The sequence below is a fragment of the Streptomyces sp. NPDC040589 genome, assembly GCF_055594445.1.
On record NZ_JBVIWP010000005.1, the window covers coordinates 498473 to 515003 of the forward strand.

Annotated in this window: 17 protein-coding genes and 3 pseudogenes; 11 read left to right on the forward strand and 9 right to left on the reverse strand. The window is 72.4% G+C overall.

The genetic code is table 11. From position 1 onward, the window contains the following. The first annotated feature begins 7 nt into the window (after positions 1–7). Both ACZ58V_RS25030 and ACZ58V_RS25035 read left to right on the forward strand, forming a co-directional pair. Positions 8–1243: a sensor histidine kinase gene (locus ACZ58V_RS25030; protein WP_468192920.1), complete on the forward strand. Its 1236-nt coding sequence runs from the start codon at positions 8–10 to the stop codon at positions 1241–1243. After that, a complete protein-coding gene (locus tag ACZ58V_RS25035) occupies positions 1240–1920 on the forward strand; it encodes a response regulator transcription factor (RefSeq protein WP_468192919.1) in 681 nt (226 codons plus the stop codon). The genes ACZ58V_RS25030 and ACZ58V_RS25035 overlap by 4 nt, the downstream gene beginning before the upstream one ends. A gap of 10 nt (positions 1921–1930) precedes the next feature. On the opposite strand, the gene ACZ58V_RS25040 is transcribed toward ACZ58V_RS25035, so the two are convergent. The 5 genes from ACZ58V_RS25040 to ACZ58V_RS25060 form a co-directional block, all read right to left on the reverse strand. Then, positions 1931–3100 carry a serine hydrolase domain-containing protein gene (locus tag ACZ58V_RS25040; protein WP_471292401.1) on the reverse strand — a complete coding sequence of 390 codons (1170 nt, stop codon included), beginning with the start codon at positions 3098–3100 and terminating at the stop codon, positions 1931–1933. Between the two features lie 95 nt (positions 3101–3195). Then, a complete protein-coding gene (locus ACZ58V_RS25045; RefSeq protein ID WP_471292404.1) occupies positions 3196–3909 on the reverse strand; it encodes a response regulator in 714 nt (237 codons plus the stop codon). After that, positions 3906–5075 (reverse strand): sensor histidine kinase, encoded by a 1170-nt coding sequence (locus tag ACZ58V_RS25050; protein ID WP_471292407.1) that lies wholly within the window; start codon positions 5073–5075, stop codon positions 3906–3908. The genes ACZ58V_RS25045 and ACZ58V_RS25050 overlap by 4 nt, the downstream gene beginning before the upstream one ends. 32 nt (positions 5076–5107) lie before the next feature. After that, complete coding sequence (locus tag ACZ58V_RS25055) at positions 5108–5428, reverse strand: GYD domain-containing protein (protein ID WP_189725581.1); 321 nt, start codon at positions 5426–5428, stop codon at positions 5108–5110. Positions 5429–5500: 72 nt separating this feature from the next. After that, a complete protein-coding gene (locus ACZ58V_RS25060) occupies positions 5501–6043 on the reverse strand; it encodes a response regulator transcription factor (RefSeq protein ID WP_471292707.1) in 543 nt (180 codons plus the stop codon). On the opposite strand from ACZ58V_RS25060, the pseudogene ACZ58V_RS25065 reads away from it, so the two are divergent. After that, positions 5949–6224, forward strand: a pseudogene (locus tag ACZ58V_RS25065) (WD40 repeat domain-containing protein); the annotation flags it as partial. The gene ACZ58V_RS25060 and the pseudogene ACZ58V_RS25065 sit on opposite strands and share 95 nt — an antisense overlap. A gap of 186 nt (positions 6225–6410) precedes the next feature. On the opposite strand, the gene ACZ58V_RS25070 reads toward ACZ58V_RS25065, so the two are convergent. Further along, the gene (locus ACZ58V_RS25070; protein ID WP_468192906.1) at positions 6411–6791 is read right to left on the reverse strand and encodes an ArsR/SmtB family transcription factor; all 381 of its coding nucleotides are present in this window, start codon (positions 6789–6791) and stop codon (positions 6411–6413) included. A gap of 97 nt (positions 6792–6888) precedes the next feature. Between ACZ58V_RS25070 and ACZ58V_RS25075 the strand changes: the two genes are divergently transcribed. From ACZ58V_RS25075 to ACZ58V_RS25090, 4 genes are all read left to right on the forward strand, one after another. Continuing rightward, positions 6889–8112, forward strand: coding sequence for an MFS transporter (locus tag ACZ58V_RS25075; RefSeq protein WP_471292411.1), 1224 nt, complete (start codon positions 6889–6891; stop codon positions 8110–8112). A 172-nt stretch (positions 8113–8284) separates the two neighbouring features. Next, complete coding sequence (locus ACZ58V_RS25080) at positions 8285–10324, forward strand: flavin monoamine oxidase family protein (protein ID WP_471292413.1); 2040 nt, start codon at positions 8285–8287, stop codon at positions 10322–10324. After that, positions 10321–12153: an alpha-keto acid decarboxylase family protein gene (locus ACZ58V_RS25085; RefSeq protein WP_471292415.1), complete on the forward strand. Its 1833-nt coding sequence runs from the start codon at positions 10321–10323 to the stop codon at positions 12151–12153. Before ACZ58V_RS25080 ends, ACZ58V_RS25085 begins: the two co-directional genes overlap by 4 nt. A gap of 14 nt (positions 12154–12167) precedes the next feature. Continuing rightward, on the forward strand, positions 12168–12677 hold the full coding sequence (locus ACZ58V_RS25090; protein WP_468192901.1) for an inclusion body family protein: 510 nt from the start codon (positions 12168–12170) through the stop codon (positions 12675–12677). A gap of 132 nt (positions 12678–12809) precedes the next feature. On the opposite strand, the pseudogene ACZ58V_RS25095 reads toward ACZ58V_RS25090, so the two are convergent. Beyond that, positions 12810–12997: pseudogene (locus ACZ58V_RS25095) on the reverse strand (hypothetical protein). Positions 12998–13185: 188 nt separating this feature from the next. Between ACZ58V_RS25095 and ACZ58V_RS25100 the strand changes: the two are divergent. Next, positions 13186–13629 (forward strand): hypothetical protein, encoded by a 444-nt coding sequence (locus tag ACZ58V_RS25100; protein ID WP_471292419.1) that lies wholly within the window; start codon positions 13186–13188, stop codon positions 13627–13629. On the opposite strand, the gene ACZ58V_RS25105 is transcribed toward ACZ58V_RS25100, so the two are convergent. Together ACZ58V_RS25105 and ACZ58V_RS25110 are read right to left on the reverse strand one after the other, a co-directional pair. Continuing rightward, positions 13626–13844: a TetR-like C-terminal domain-containing protein gene (locus ACZ58V_RS25105; protein ID WP_471292709.1), complete on the reverse strand. Its 219-nt coding sequence runs from the start codon at positions 13842–13844 to the stop codon at positions 13626–13628. The two genes, ACZ58V_RS25100 and ACZ58V_RS25105, sit on opposite strands and share 4 nt — an antisense overlap. After that, positions 13754–14448 (reverse strand): annotated as a pseudogene (locus tag ACZ58V_RS25110) (LysR family transcriptional regulator); the annotation flags it as partial. The gene ACZ58V_RS25105 and the pseudogene ACZ58V_RS25110, both read right to left, overlap by 91 nt. Positions 14449–14526: 78 nt before the next feature. Between ACZ58V_RS25110 and ACZ58V_RS25115 the strand changes: the two are divergent. The 3 genes from ACZ58V_RS25115 (at position 14527) to ACZ58V_RS25125 (ending at position 16529) form a co-directional block, all read left to right on the forward strand. Then, a complete protein-coding gene (locus ACZ58V_RS25115; RefSeq protein WP_468192896.1) occupies positions 14527–15222 on the forward strand; it encodes a type 1 glutamine amidotransferase domain-containing protein in 696 nt (231 codons plus the stop codon). Positions 15223–15438: 216 nt separating this feature from the next. Continuing rightward, on the forward strand, positions 15439–15684 hold the full coding sequence (locus tag ACZ58V_RS25120) for a hypothetical protein (protein ID WP_471292421.1): 246 nt from the start codon (positions 15439–15441) through the stop codon (positions 15682–15684). A gap of 167 nt (positions 15685–15851) precedes the next feature. Further along, positions 15852–16529: a hypothetical protein gene (locus ACZ58V_RS25125; RefSeq protein WP_471292424.1), complete on the forward strand. Its 678-nt coding sequence runs from the start codon at positions 15852–15854 to the stop codon at positions 16527–16529. Positions 16530–16531 lie beyond the last annotated feature (2 nt).

Consider the following 16531-nt stretch of genomic DNA (forward strand, 5'->3'; position numbering starts at 1 on the left):
GAGCCCGATGAGTATCAGCCTGGAGCGGCGCTACGCGGATCGCCTCGAGGAGTTCTCGGCACGCCACACGTTCCTCGTCGATCTGGCGATGGGCCTGGCGCTGATGGGCTGCGCGGCCCTCGGCGGTTCGCTCACCATGCCCGGCGCCGCCCCGCCGGACCAGGACAAGACCGCCACCGTCCTCATGGGAGTGGCCTGCCTCGTCCTGCTCAAGCACCGCACGCACCCGCGCACCGCCGTCGTCGTGGCCGGGGTCTCCACGGTGGCCGCGGTCGCGCTGGGCTACCTGGTCACGCCTCTGTTGCTGGCCCCGGTCATGGCGGCGCTCTACTGGCTGGCCACGCTCACCGACCGCAGGTCCATCCGCGTCTACGGCCTCACCACCCTGGTGGCGTTGACGCTCGCGGCCGTGTTCTCCGACTCCATGAACCATGTCTCGCTGGTGCTCAGGACGATCGGCCCGGTCTTCTGGCTGATGCTGCCGCTCGCCGCAGGCAAGACGACCCAGCTGCGGCGCGCCTACCTCCAGTCGGTGCAGGCCCGCGCCGAACACGCCGAGCGCACCCGGGAGGAGGAGGCCCGCCTGCGCGTCACCGAGGAGCGGATGCGCATCGCCCGGGAGCTCCATGACGTGGTCGCCCACCACATGGCCCTGGCCAACGCCCAGGCCGGCACGGCCGCACACCTCGCCCTCACCAGCCCCGAGCAGACCAAGAGGATCCTCACCGACCTCACCGGCACCACGTCCTCCGCGCTGCGGGAGCTGAAGGCCACGCTCGGCCTGCTGCGTGACAACGACGACGACCCCGGCTCCCCGAGGCTGGAACCGTCCCCGGGCCTGGCCCGGCTGCCCGAGCTGGTCGCGGCGTGCGAGTCGGCGGGCCTTCAGGTCACCGTCACGACGGAGGGGGAGCCGCAGCAGCTCTCACCGGGGGTGGATCTGACGGCCTACCGGATCGTGCAGGAGGCCCTCACCAACGTCGCCAAGCACGCCGCCGCCGAGGCCGCCCACGTCCGCCTCGCCTACACCCACTCCCGTCTGCTGATCGCGGTCGTCAACGACGGCCCCAGCAAGCCGGAGGCCGCCCAGGGCCGCGGCTTCGGCGTCGTGGGCATGCGCGAACGCGCCCACTCCATCGGCGGCGAGCTGTGCGCCGGCCCCCGCCCGCAGGGCGGTTTCGAGGTCACCACCGCCCTGCCGCTGCAACCCTCCCCCGACCTCGCGGAAGGAACCACGCCATGAGCATCAGGGTGCTGCTCGCCGACGACCAGGCCCTGCTGCGGGCCACGTTCCGGATCCTCATCGACTCCTGCGCGGACATGGAGGTCGTCGCCGAGGCCTCCGACGGCGCGGAGGCGGTGGAGCTGACCCGCGCCCACCGCCCCGACATCGTCCTGATGGACATCCGCATGCCCGGCACCGACGGCCTCACCGCCACCGCGACCGTCTGCGCCGACCCGGAGCTGTCCGCCACCCGCGTCCTCATCCTGACCACCTTCGAGACCGAGGACTACGTCGCCGAGGCCCTGCGCGCCGGTGCCAGCGGCTTCCTCGGCAAGGACGTCACCGCCGACACCCTGCTGACCGGCCTGCGCACGGTGGCCTCCGGCGAGTCCCTCCTCTCACCGGCCGCCACCCGCTCCCTCATCACCCGCTTCCTGCTGGCCCCCGCCCCCGGCACCCATCTGGCACCGCCGGAACGCCTCGCCGACCTCACGGTCCGCGAACGCGAGGTGATGGCCCTGGCCGCGGACGGCCGGTCCAACAGCGAGATCGCCGAGGACCTCACGGTCAGCCCGCTGACCGTGCGCACCCACATCCACCGGGCCATGACCAAACTGGGCGCCCGCGACCGCGCGCAACTGGTCGTCATCGCCTACCAGACGGGCCTGGTACGGGCGACGCCGCCTGCGACGTAGGAGGGGAGGGCTACGGCCTGCCGTACGTCGCCACCATGATGTTCTCGGCCACCTTGTTCATGTCCTGGCCCTTGGCGTCGGTGGAGTTGACGCTGTAGACGAGGGTGCGGGAGCCACCGCGGGTGCCGGCGATGGCCGCGTTGTACCCCCAGCGCCCGCCCGTCTTGCCCCACACCTCGCGGCCGCCCAGCACCTTCATCGAAAGGCCGACGGAGTACGCGGCCGGCTCCCCGGTCTTGGAGTCGGTCACCTTCGGCAGGGTGAACATCTCGTCCAGCAGCGGCCCGCGCACGACCAGGCCCTGGAACAGGGCCTGGGTGAAGCGCTCCAGGTCCGCCGTGGTCGACACGATGTCCCCGGCCGCCCACCCGTCCGTCGAGCCCCACACGGACACGTCGCGGAGCCCGACCGTGCCGTCGTCCAGCCGCATCCTCTGGTAGCCGTGGTTGTGCGGCCCGACGATCCGCGGGTTCGCCCCCGGGAAGTAGGTGTCACACAGCCCCAGCGGCTTGAGCACCCGCCGGGCGACCTGACGCTCGTAGGAGTCATCGGTGACCCGCTCGATGATCAGACCGGCGATCGTGTAGCCGATGTTGAGGTAGTGCTGCCGCTCGCCCGGCGCGAACTCCGGTGCCTTCGACGTCGCCGAGCGGACCATGTCCCGGGGGTCGTGGATCTGGAAGCGGTTCGCGTACGCCTCCTCGACCGTGGTGCCGGGGAAATCGGGGGCCGGGATGCCGTGCGTGTGGTTCAGGAGCTGGCGGACCGTGACGCCCGCGTACGACGCCGGGATCAGCTCCGGCAGATACGAGCGGGCACCGCGGTCCAGGTCCAGCCGGCCCTCGGAGGCCAGTTGCAGGGCGACCGCCGCGGTGAAGACCTTGGTCACGGAACCGGCGCGGAACCGGGCCGCCGGATCGGCCGGGCGGTTCGTCTCCAGATCGTGCACGCCCGAACTGCCGCGCCAGACACCCTCGGCGCCGCCGACGCGCACGAGCGCGGCGGTCGCGTCGGCCGTGGGCAGGCCGGCGATGGCGGTCTCCAGGGCGGTGTCGGGGGACTGCGCGGACACCACGGCGGTCGGGGCGGCCGGGCCGGACGCGGCGGCCGGGACGACCGACGGCCCCGCCACGACCACCCCCGCGACGAGCACTGCGGCCAGTAAACGGGTACGGGTCATGGTCAACTCCGTTGATCGGAACCGGTGTTCTGGACGGTTCCATCCTCCGGACCCGAGGCGCCCGGCGGATCGCCCCCGCGGGCGGTCCCGGGGAGTCAGTTCCTCGCCGACGCGGGGGAGGAACCGTCGCGGCCGCCTCCCCCTGGCGGGGGATCACCGGCCGCGATCAGCCCCGTCTCGTACGCGCAGATCACGGCCTGGATCCGGTCCCGCAGCCCCAGCTTCGCCAGCACGTTGCCGACATGCGTCTTCACCGTGTGGTCGCTGACCACCAGCTCGGTGGCGATCTCGGCGTTCGACAGGCCCCGCGCGAGCAGCAGCAGCGTCTCCCGCTCCCGCCCGGTCAGCACGTCCAGACGGGGATCGGGCCGACGGGGCCGGGCGGCGCCGGGCCGTGTGTACTGCTCGACCAGACGCCGGGCCACGGACGGCGCGAGCAGCGAGTCGCCCCGGGCGACGACCCGTACGGCGTGCACGAGATCGTCCCGGCGTACGTCCTTGAGCAGGAAGCCGCTCGCGCCGGCGTGCAGCGCCTCGTAGACGTACTCGTCGGAGTCGAACGTCGTGAGCATCACGGTCCGGCAGTCGCCCAGGGCGCTGATCGCGCGGCAGGCCCCGATCCCGTCCATGCGCGGCATCCTGATGTCGAGCAGCACCACATCGGGCGCGTGCCGCCGCACCGCCTCGACCGCCTCGGCCCCGTCACCCGCCTCGGCGACGACCTCGATGTCCGGCTGGACGTCCAGGATCATCGCGAAGCCGCTGCGCACCAGCTCCTGGTCATCGGCCACCACGACCCGGATCGTCACGGCCCCACCTCCGCGGCGGCCGGTACGGGGATCGTCACGCGCACCTCGAACCCCCGCCCGTCCGCTCCCCGCCCGGTCACCGCGCTCCCTCCGTGTGCGGCGGCCCGCTCCCGTATCCCGGCGAGCCCGTGCCCGCGCCCGCCGCGGCCGGGTCGCGGCCCGTGCCCGTCATCGGTCACCCTGACATCCAAGTCGCCGCGTCCGTAAGTGAGTTGTACCGCGACGGTACGTGCTCCGGCGTGCCGGACGGTATTGGTCAGGGACTCCTGGACGATCCGGAAGACGGTGGCGGCGACCGCCTCCGGCACGGGCCGGACGTCTCCCGCCGTCCCGTACGTGACGTCGAGGCCCCCGGCCCGCACCCGGTCGAGGAGTGCGGGCAGCTCCGCGAGCCCCGGCTGGGGCTCGCGCGGGGCGGCGCTGTCGTCGTCCCCCTCCCGCAAGACGCCCAGCATCCGGCGCAGCTGCGTCATGGCGTCCCGCCCGGTCGCGGAGATCGCGTCGAAGGCGGCCTCCGCCCGCTCGGGCGCGGCACGCACCGCCACCGGTCCGGCCTCCGCCTGCACGATCATCAGGCTCACCGCGTGGGAGAGGATGTCGTGCATCTCCCGTGCGATCCGGGCCCGTTCGCGGGCGGCGGCCTGCTCGGCCTCGACGCGGTGCGCCCGCTGACGGGCGTCGGTGAGCCGCCCGAAGACATAGGCCGCCGTGAACACGATGAGGGAGAAGGTCAGTTCACGCGCGGACCGCGTGTTGAGCCACACCCCCACCGGCACGGCGACCAGCAGCACAGCCCCGGTGACGAGCCGCTTCCGCGCGGGCGACAGGGCGGCAATCGTGTAGACGACCACGAGCCCGGTGTACGGCAGCGGCTGCCCGGGCCCGTCCACGGCCAGCCCGTACAGCGCGCCCGCGGCCAGCACCGCGAACAGCACGGCGAGGGGAGCGCGCCGCCGCCAGACCAGGGGCAGCGCGGTGAGTGTGCTCAGCCCGTACGCGGCCCAGGTCGCGGGCGGCAGCCCGGCCGCACGCGGCACGACGAACGGCATGGTCATCGCGCCTTGCACGAGCAGCGCGATGCCGATGTCGACGACGAGCGGATTGGCCGCCGACAGCGCCCGCCCCCGCTCCCACCACCCTCGCGGATCTCCGCGTAAGCCCCCCATGCCTCCCCAAGGTAATGCGCCCTGACGGGTGCTTACGCTCCAGGTGCGCGAAAGGCGACCTGCCGGCGGGTGGCCTCGTCGATCTCGTCGAGGGTGAGGAGCGGGGTCGCCCGGGACCGCACGGCACCGCTGGCCTTGACGGTGAGGCTGACGGCGGCCATGGAGACGGTGTCGGGAAAGTCCACGATCATCACGAGGTCGTCGGCCCCGAAGGCGAAGTACATGGCCTCGACCTCCCCACCGAGACCGGAGACCACCTGATCGACGACAGCCCGCCGCCCACTGGCACCTTCCTTGAGCAGCCCCTTGGTGCCTTCGGGCGTGTACGTGGCCTGGATGAGGAACTTCGGCATGGGGCATGCCTTCCCGGGGCCGCGTCGGCTGCTACGCGGAACGCCCGCATTCACCCGTTGGCGCCATACGGTTCAGGCCCGGAGATAGGCCAGTACCGCCAGCACACGGCGGTGGTCGTCGGGGGCCGACGGGGGAAGGTCGAGCTTCTGGAGGATGCTCGCGATGTGCTTCGCGACGGCGGCGTCCGTGACGACGAGGCGGCGGGCGATCGCCGCGTTGGAGCGGCCCTCGGCCATGAGGGCGAGGACCTCGCGTTCCCTGGGCGTGAGCCGGTCCAGGTGGAGCGGGTCGGCGGGGGCGGCCTTGGATCGCGGTGGTGCGTACGTCGGGCCGGTCATGAGGTGGCCGCCTCCGAGGCCGTACTCGCCGCGCTCGCCCTGCTGGCCACCGACACCGCCGTCGTCGCCCTCCAGGCCCGCGCCACCGCGCGGGCCGAACGGGACGAGGCCGTCTTCGGGCGGCTCACCGCCGAGGCCGACCGGGTCCGCGAGACCCACGCCGGGCCGGCGGCCCGGCTCGATGTCGCCGCCGACCGCATGCGCTCCACCCCGGACCTCAGGACCCGGCCGGCCTCGGACGCGGGCCGGGGCCTGCCCACCCGGCTGCCCGGGCACGACGGGGGTCGGCAGCTCCGGGGCGTACGCGCCCGACGGCCGCACGCCGGCCACCGCCGGCTTCGACGAGACCGTACGCCTGTGGGACGCGTCCGACCCGGGTCGCCTCGATTCCCTGGGCGAACCGCTCACCGCGCACACCGCGCCCGTCCCGTTGGTCGCGTTCAGCCCCGACGGAGAGACCCTGGCGAGCGCGGGCGAGGACGACGCGCCCATCCTGTGGAACGTCGCCAACCCCGCCTACCCGCAGCGACTCGGGGAGCCGCTGACCGGCCACACCGAGGCCGGGTGGGAGGTGGCCTTCAGCCGCGACGGCCGCACCCTCGCCAGTACCGGCGCCGACGGCGGCGTCCTGCTCCGGCACGGCTCACGGCGCCTCGGGGGTCCACGCCGCCACCAGGTCCAGCAGCCCTGGGAAGCGGGCTTCGAGGTCGGTGACGCGGACGTGGCTGCGGCGTTCCAGGCCGTACTGGCGCTGGCGGGTGACGCCGGCCTCGCGCAGGGCCTTGAAGTGGTGGGTGAGGGAGGACTTGGGGCGGTCCAGGCCGAACCAGCCGCACGAGTGGTCGAACGCCTCCGACTCCAGGAGCAGTTTGCGCACGATCGTCAGACGCAGCGGGTCGCTCAGCGCGCCCAGCACCGTCTCCAGACGCAGCTCCTCCACCGCCGGCTCCGGCAGCGGCTCCGGCAGCCCTTCCGGCTCCGGCACCACCTTGATGACCGGCACGTCGTGAGCCGTCGCGGACATGGGCAGCTCCCTGGCATCCGAATCGCTTGTACGAGTTTCATCGTACTGCATGCTAAGTTCGAGAAAACTCGTACTGAGCTTGCCGGAGGGATCAACCATGTCCGAGAGTCAGGCCGCACCCCGTACCCCCACCTGGTGGGTGTGGCTGGCGGCGTGGCCGGTCACCGCCGTCTTCGTGCTGTCCAACGCGGCGACCCCGCTGTATGTGCTGTGGCAGCGCGACATCGGGTTCTCCAGGGGGACCCTGACCGTCGTCTTCGCGTTCTACATCGTCGGGCTGCTCGGCTCGCTGCTCGTCTCGGGCGTGGTCTCCGACCGGCTGGGCCGCAAGCCCGTGCTGCTGCCCGCCCTCGCCCTGGCGTTCGCCGCCTGCGCGATCTTCGCGACCGCCACGACCGTGACCGCGCTGATCATCGCCCGGCTGTTCACCGGCATCGCCGTCGGCGCCGTCGTCTCCGCCGGCATGGCCGCCGTGACGGATGTCGCGGGCCCGGAGCGCAAGCGGCTGGCCGCGCTGCTGGCCTCCTGCGCGATGGTCTTCGGTGCCGGGCTTGGCCCGCTGCTCGCCGGTCTGCTCTCCGAGACGCTGCCGGCGCCCACCGTGACCGTCTTCGCCGTCGAGGCGGTCCTGCTGGTCACCGCCGTCCTCGCCGTGCTGCGCATGCCCGTACGCCGTCCCGCCGCACGCGGGAAGGGCGCCTGGGTGCGCGTGCCCGGCGTGCCGCACGGCAACGGCATCCATCTCGCCCTGGGCATCGCGGTGTTCGCACCCGGCATCACCGCCACGTCCTTCGTGCTGTCGCTCGGCCCCACCCTGTTGACCGAACTGCTCGGCACCACCAGCCGGATCGTCGCCGGAGCCATGGCGTTCGTGATGTTCCTCGCGGCCACCGGCGTCCAGTTCGCCGTGCGGGAGCTGCCCCGGCGCACCATCCTGACCGCCGGTGCGATCAGTACCGCCCTCGGCATGGCCGCGCTGATCGTCGCCGTGCACACCTCGTCGGTCGCCCCGCTCGTCGCCTCCGCGCTGCTCGCCGGGGCCGGCCAGGGCATGGGCCAGCTCGGCGGTCTGTCGCTGCTCAACTCCAGCGTCCCGCCGCAGCGGCTCGCCGAGGCCAACGCCGCGCTGAACGTGGGCGGTTACCTCCCGGCCGGACTGCTGCCGGTGTCCACGGGCTACCTCATGGATGCCGTGGGCCTGCCCACCGGGGCGACCGTCTTCGGAACGGTCCTGATGGGCCTTGCCGTCATCGGCGGTTCGGTCGTCCTGTCCGGCCACGGCAGGGGGTCCCGAGCCGGTACCTACGCATTCCGTAAGTGAATTATCGATGGAATTTCGAGCCCCCTTTCTCTTGCGTCTCTGGAGAATCTCCCGTCCTCGAAAGGGAATTCGAGCAAGATGCATTCCCGTCAATAAAGGCGATCGGCGCTTTCAGGACTTTATCCGCCGGTGAAAACGCGAAATCGTTTCGCCATATCTACGATCGCAAGCTATGACCGACACTTCTCGGGACAGCTCCGCCACCCGTGCGCGCTGGCAGACCTGTCTCCAGCTCGCCCGCGAACTTCTGCTCGTCGGGCCGGACGGCAAGGACCTCAAACTCGACTATCTGCACACGCTGATAGACACGGGCCGCCTCGGCCCCACCCGCCACCCGCGCAAGAAGATCCTCGTCATCGGAGCCGGAATCACCGGCCTCGTCGCCGGGCGATTACTCAAGGACGCCGGCCACGAGGTCACCATTCTGGAGGCCAATGCCAGCCGGGTCGGCGGGCGCGTCAAGACGTTCCGGGCCACCAAGCACCACCAGCCCTTCGACGACCCGGCCCAGTACGCCGAGGCCGGTGCCATGCGGCTGCCCGACTTCCACCCGCTCGTCCTCGCCCTGGTCGACAAACTCGGGCTCGGCCGCCGCCAGTTCTACAACGTGGACGTGGACCCCGGCACGGGAAGCGGCCCCGACGTCCCCGTGCCCCCGGTGACGTACTCCTCCTTCACCGGCAGGACCTGGACCTACGGCGACGACAGCCCCGACTTCCGCGAGCCCGACAAGCGCGGCAACTCCTGGATCCGCGTCAACCGCGTCCAGGTGCGGCGATCCGACTACGCCGCCGGGCCGGAACGCGTCAACGAGGGCTTCCACCTCACCGGCGACGAAGTCCGCGCCCCCGTCGTGAAGATGGTCGACGACGCGCTGGAGGCCGTGCGCGACTACTACTCCGACCTCGTCGACGGCCGGCGCGTCAACAAGCCGTTCGAGGAGTGGGTCGAGGGCTGGGCGCGGGTGATCCGCGACTTCGACGGCTACTCGATGGGCGGGTTCCTGCGCGATCACGCCGGGCTCAGCGACGAGGCGATCGAGGCCGTCGGAACCCTGGAGAACATGTCCTCGCGGCTGCATCTCTCCTTCTTCCACAGCTTCCTGAGCCGCAGCGACATCAACCCCGGCGTCCGCTACTGGGAGATACCCGGCGGCAGTTGGCGCCTGCCGCACGCCCTCCACCAGGGCCTGCGCGACGAGGTGCGGCTCGGCCACCGCATGATCCGCCTCGAGTACCACGACCCCAGCCGCGACACCGACCCCGAGGGCACCGGCGCCGTCGGACCCGACGGCTGGGGCGTGGCCGTGCAGACCGTCGCCGAGGACGATCCACAGGGCCCGCCCCGCCTGTGGACGGCCGACCTCGCGATCGTCACCGTCCCGTTCTCCGCCCTGCGCTTCGTGGAGATCGTCCCCTCGATGTCGTACAAGAAGCGTCGCGCGATCATCGAGACCCACTACGACCAGGCCACCAAGGTGCTGCTGGAGTTCAGCCACCGGTGGTGGGAGTTCACCGAGGACGACTGGCGCGAGGAACTGGACCGCATCTCGCCGGGGCTGTACGAGCACTACCGGCAGGGCGCGGACGCGGACACCGCTCTCACCGTCGTCTCCACGGACTCCGGGCCCAGCCTCACCTTCGCCGGGCTGCTCGGCGCCGCCGTCAAGGACAGCGCCGTCACCGAGGAGATGCGGCAGCTCGACAGCGCCCTGCCGCTGCGCGGACCCGCCGTCCGCCCCGCCACCCACTGCTTCGGCGGGGGCTCCGCCGCCGACAACCCCAACCGGTTCATGTACTACCCCTCGCACCGGGTCGAGGGCAGCACCGGCGGCGTCGTCCTCGCCTCCTACTGCTGGTCCGACGACGCCGCGCGCTGGGACTCCATGCGGAGCGCCGAGCGCTACGTCTACGCCCTGCGCAATCTCCAGGCCCTGCACGGCCGCCGTATCGAGGTGTTCTTCACCGGGCGGGGCGCCACGAAGAGCTGGGCCCGTGACCCGTACGCCTTCGGCGAGGCCGCCATCTACACCGCGCACCAGATGACCAGCTTCCACCTGGACGTCTCCCGGCCCGAGGGCCCGGTGCACTTCGCCGGAGAGCACACCTCCCTCAAGCACGCCTGGATCGAGGGTGCTCTCGAGAGCGCCGTGCGGGCCGCGCTCGCCGTCCACCAGGCCCCGCCGGTCACCGTCCCGGGGGAGGGGGCATGACCGCGATCGACCGCGGGTGCACGGTCGCCCGCTATCTCGCCCTGCGGCTGGCCGAGTTGGGTATCACGCATCTGTTCGGCGTCCCCGGCAACCACCTCGGCCCGTTCCTGACCACCCTGCGGGACGAGGACGACATCGAGTGGGTCGGCACCCCCACCGAGGGCGGCGCCGGCCAGGCCGCCGACGCCTACGCCCGCATCCACGGCGTGGGAGCGGTCGCCGTCACCTACAGCGTGGGCGCGTTCAACCTGCTCAACGCCTGCGGAGGCGCCTACGTCGAACAGGTCCCGCTGGTCGCCGTCAACGCCTCCCCGCCCTACGAGCAGTGGCAGAACTACCGAGCCGTCGGCCTGCTCACCTCGCACATGAGCCCCCGCGCTGAGAGCAACCTGGACGTCTACCGGCAGGTCACCGTTGACGCGCAGGTCATCTCCCACCCGGGCCTCGCCCCGGGCCAGATCGACGCCGCGCTCACCGCGTGCCTCTCCGAGCGCCGCCCGGTCTACCTGGAGATCATGGAGGACCTCTGGGACGAGCCCTGCCCCGCGCCCGAGATACCGATCGTCCCCCGTGAGCGGCCGTTCAGCGCGCGCAACCAGCAGCTGCTGGACCACGCCGTGCAGGCGATCATGACCCTGGTCGAGGAGCACCCCGGCCCGGACGGCAGGCCCCGCCCGATCGTGTGGGCCGGCGAGGAGATCGACCGGTTCCGCCTCGGCGAGCAGCTCACCGGCCTGGTGGAGGCCACCGGCGTGCCGTTCTGCACCACCGTCGGCGCCAAGGCCGTCGTCGACGAGGACCTGCCGCAGTTCCACGGCGTCTACAACGGCCCGGCCAGCCACCCCGACGTGCACGCCGTCTTCAAGGACTGGGCCACCTGCCGCATCGGGCTCGGCGCCTGGTCCACGTCGAAGAACCTCGGCGGCGAGCAGTCCGTCGGCGGCGACTGGGTGATGGCCGCGCTCGGCGGCGTCAGCGTCGGCACCTCCTACTTCCCCGACGTCCAGCTCCGTCATCTGCTGCCCGCCCTCCAGGACGCGCTGGTGAAGGCCTACGGCTCCGGGGGCCTGACCGCCGACTACTACGCCGAGTCCTACGACCACCACGGCTCGCCGGGCGACCGCCCCGCGGCCCTCGAACAGCACCGCGCCTCCCTCCGCGCCGGCGCCGCGCGATCCCGCCACCCGGACGGGCAACGCCTCACCTACGACGGCGTCTTCGACCGGATCAACCACTTCCTGAACCACGACACCGGCGAGGACTGGACAGTCGTCTCGGACGCCGCGTTCTCCCTCATCGGCTCGATGAACCTGTCCCTGCCGGAGGGCGGATTCCTCTCGCAGGTCAGCTGGCTGTCCATCGGCTGGTCGGTCGGCGCGGCCACCGGTGCCGCGCTCGCCCCCGAGCGGGCGGACGCCCGCCCGATGGTGTTCGTCGGCGACGGCGCCTTCCAGGAGACCTGCCAGGAGCTCTCCACCCACACCAGGCTCGGACTCCGCTCGGTGGTGTTCGTCATGGACAACGGCCACTTCTACGGCATCGAACAGATGCTGGTGCACCCGGAGTTCTACGCGGACCAGGACGCCGCGGACGCCGACTTCTACAACGTCCTGCACCCCTGGCACTACGACCGCCTCGCGGCCGTCTTCGCCGGCGGGAAGACCCCGGCGAACGGCGTCAGCGTCACGCACACCGCGGACCTGGACGACCTCCTGGCCCGCCTCACCGACCAGGCCGACCCGCTCAACGCCGGACCGCTCCTGGTGCGCGTCCGGCTGCACCGGCACGACTACCCGCGGGCGATGGCCTACAAGGTTCCGCACTCATAGAGGGAGAGAAGAGAATGGCAGATCTCAACGTCCTGATCGCGTTCGACGCGGCCACGATCGTCGAACGGAACCCCAACGCCTCCCGCAACCCCGACGCGCCGACCCAGGTCGACCAGAGCCTGATCTACATGACGACCCGCCACGACCACATCGTCGGCACGTCGGGCGCCGAGCTGAACCTCCGCGCCGAACCCGGGGACACCGTCAAGTGGCGCGAGACGACCGTCTCCCTGGGCAGCGACTACAAGGCCCTGCTCTACCGCTACGTCAGCAGCGACAGCCAGCACCAGCTCATCCGCACACCGGAGATAGAGGTGGTCGACGGTATCTACCCCCTGCCGAAGGAGGGCAGTGAGGGACGGCCGGAGTTCGACACCCAGCGGTACCAGGACCACTACTGGCGGACGACCGTCAAGAGGTCCGGCAAGGTCACCTACCACTTCTACTTCCAGATCCTGGACCGCCACCGCCAGTTGAAGGGGTACTTCCAGTGGGACCCCTTCATCACCATCGAGGACGCCTGACGCGTCCCCGGCGGGTCGAATCCTCCCCTCCCTGAGGGGAGGGGATTTCTGGCTCAGGCTGCCGGCGTACGAACTCATACGCGGCGTGCCCTGCGGGACTGCGCCGTCCGTACCGACCCTCAGGCGGCGCGCCTAGCGCTTCCGCGCCCCGTAGCGCTTCATCAGCGCGGTGATCCGGGCCTGGTCCGCCCGCCCGTTGAGCTCGGTCGAAGATCGTCGGGGCACAGCTCGTAGAGGTCGCCCCACCAGCGCTGCCCCCGGTTGTCCTAGATGCGATAGCCCCCGGGCACACCCCTGGCAACGTGACGTCTCCTGGCCACGATCCCCCCACCCTCGCGACGTCTGCGACGAGACCGTACGCACCCCGGGGACGCCGGGCGAGCCCATATCCGGTGCCGCGCCCTCGACTCCCCCTGTCCGGCTGTCCGGATTCGGTGTTTCTCCGGAGCGGCGTTGATGGCACCCTGACGAGCACTTCGGAACCGGCCGGCAGAGCGGAAGCGGCAGCATGATCAAGTGGATGCCCCTGGGCACCGGAGCCAGGCCCGTCCCTCAGCCGGTGGCGACCCCGCTGGTCTGGGCGGGGGCCTTCGCGGGGGCGCCGGCGCTGGTGGCGTGTCTCAACACCGTGGTGGGGCCCGACCGTCCGGAACTGGCCCTGCCCGCGCTGTCCGTGCTGGCCGCCGTGCTCGGCCTGTGCGCCCGCTTCACGGCCGCCCCCGGAACCGCCCTGCTCTGCTGGCTGTTCCTCAACGGCTTCGTCATCCCGCCGGCCGGCACCCTCACCTGGGCCGGACACCGCGACACCACATGGCTGGCCTGCCTGTTCGGCGCCGCTCTCCTGGGCACGGCCCTGGCCCGCCTGACCCACGCCCGCGCCGCCTACCGCCGCCTCACCCCCAGGAGCACCCGCTACGACGGCGGGCACGGCGACGGGCCGTACGACTCCTAGTCCGGGCGCGAGAGTTCGTCCAGTTCCGCGGCGAAGAGCTGCGCGGGGTCGATCCCCATCCCCCTGAAGTGGCCCGCGAGTTCCAGGGACAGGACGCCGTGCAGCCGGGTCCAGAAGGCCAGGGCCCGGCGCCGACCGCGGACAGGACGGCGTACAGGTTGGGCACGGTGACCGCGGCCCGGGTGGTGAGCTGCCGGCCGAAGACGGTCCGCCAGTAGCGGCGCACAGGTCGCCGTCGGCCCGAGGATCCGCGGCGATGCGCCGGGCGGGGGAGGCCACGAGCGGGTACTCCTCGTCGGCGAGCGGGACGGACTCCGGGGCCCGGCCGCGAGGGCGCCGGGTCGTGATGACGAGGTCGTGGCGGCCCGACCGCGTCTCCTCCAGCAGGGGTTCGGGCAGCCCCTGGGTGACGCGCGGTTGGACGCCGTCGGCGACGAGGGGGACCAGGGCGGGCAGGACGCGTACGCACAGCGGTTCCGATGGTCCGGCGAGATGAACGGGCAGGGTCGGGCCGCCCTCCCGGCCGCTTTCCAGGGTGGCGAGGGTGTCGAGCGGGCCCTCGGTCCGCGCGGCCGGCTCGTGGGCGACGGGCGTGGGTTCCACGCCGCGCGGCAGCCGGGTGAACAGCTCGCGGCCGGTCTGCCGCTCCAGGGCGCGGATCTGCGCGGTCACGGTCGGCTGGGACAGCCCGAGCGCGGGGGCGGCGGCGGTGAACGTACCGGCGCGGTGGACGGCCAGGAAGGCGCGCAGCAGGTTCAGGTCGGCGTGGGCGGGTAGCCGCCTGCCGGTAACGGCGGCCTCGGACGTCCGGTTCTCCATCACGTCGGAGCTCTGGCGTCGTAGCGACGACGCGGCCGGACCGTGCGGACCCACCCCCCGAACCCGTAGGAGCACCCCATGGCGAAGATCCTTTTCCTGATGACCGGCGCCGACCACTGGACGCTGGCCGACGGCAGCAAGCACCCCACCGGCTTCTGGGCCGAAGAGGCGGTCGCCCCCTACGAGGCGTTCAAGGCCGCCGGCCACGAGATCACCGTGGCCACCCCGGGCGGCGTCGTCCCGCCGGTCGACCCGGGCAGCCTGGCCCCGGAGGCCGCGGGCGGCGCGGAGAACGCCGCGAAGATCAAGGCCGTGGTGGAGGGCGCCCCGGAGTTCCGCACCCCGCTGACGCTGACGGACGTACGCCTCGACGACTTCGACGCGGTGTACGTCCCCGGCGGCCACGGCCCGATGGAGGACCTGGCCGTCGACACCGACTCCGGCGCTCTCCTCGCCCGGGCGGTGGAGTCCGGGCTGCCGGTAGGCGTGGTCTGCCACGGCCCGGCCGCGCTGCTGGCCGCGGTGAAGGAGGACGGCACGAACGCCTACGCCGGCTACCGGATCACCGCCTTCACCAACACCGAGGAGCAGCTCGCCGGCAGCGCCGACAAGGCGAAGTGGCTGCTGGAGGACCGGCTGACCGAGGCCGGACTGACGGTCGAGACCGGGGAGCCGTGGGCGCCGCACGTCCGGGTCGACCGCAACGTCGTCACCGGCCAGAACCCGGCCTCCTCCGCCCCGCTCGCCGCCGAGCTGCTCAAGAAGCTCCCCTGATGCCGCACTGACGAGAAGGACATCCCCGAACGGCGACGGCCCCCGGCTGAAGGACGACCTCGCGTTCCGCTTCGGCACCTTCGGCTTCCCGCCGCTGGACGCCCGGGGCGTGGAGTTCCGGGGCCCGGCCGAGGGCGTCCCCGGCGCCCTGTCCTGGACCGCGCAGCGGGACAGCAACGCCGGAGGAGCGGCTGGACGTGCCGCACGCCTGGTGATGTGCGTACCGGGGCCGAGGCCGCGCAGGTCGAGGGAGGCCGGGTCGTCCCAGCCCATGCGGTAGAGCAGGCCGGGCAGATCGGCGGCGGCGCCGGGGTCGAGGACCTGCCCTGCGGCCGGGTGCGGATCCTGACCCGCTGGACGCGGATCGGCCGGCCCGCCGCGGCCCTGGCCGAGCGCCCCAACCCGATGCTCAACGGGCACCAGGCCTGGCTGGACGGCCTCGCCACCGCCGCCTCCAGGTAGCCGCACACCCCGGGTTTCCTGGCCGTGGCCCCGGCGGACGGGTGCCCGGCCGGGAGTACCGTGGAGGTACCGAGAGCCCTTCGCGCACCGGCCCCGACACCGGTGCCGCCCTCGGCGACCGACGACCCCGGGTCGGGTCCTCCTGTGCCCGGAGCAGGGCTTGCCTCATGACGGTGCACGTTCCGGTCGCGCCGACGACCGCAGAGCTTCCCGGGCGGCAGGCCGTCCCGGACCGGCGCGGCACGCGGAGGCCGCGTCCGCCGAGGCCGGAGCGTGGCTCCTCGCCCCGTGAGGGCGCCCGCGTCCGCGAGCTGACCCGGCGTCAGGTCGAGGACCGGCTGGGGGAGCTGGGCGATCTGTACGCGGACACCTCCGGCGGCGGCCCGTGGGCGTGGAACGAGGCCCGCGGCGCCTTCCTGCGCCGGCTGGCGGCCGACGCGAGGCGACCGGGGTTCTCGCTGCTGATCGCCGAGACCACCGCCCTGACAGGCTGCGCCTACGGCTTCCCCGTACGCGGCGACGGGCCCGGGTGGGAGGGCTTCGACGGATACCTCCCGGGAAGCCTGCTCCGTCTCGCGGGCTCCGGGCGCCTCTTCATGGTCTCCGTGATCCTCGTCCAGCCCTGGGTACGCCGACAGAACCAGGACCGCGCCTGGAACCTCGCCCGGCGCCTCCAGAGACGGCTGCTCACCGACCACGGCGCCACCGTCGGCGTCACCCTGGTGAACCACTCCGACGCCAGGACCGTCGAGGCCCTGCGGTCCTGGGGGTGGCGGTGCCTCGACGGCGACACCTCGGGCACCACGCCGCCGGGCCCGTTCCGCGTCCTGGTCCTCGGGACCTGAGC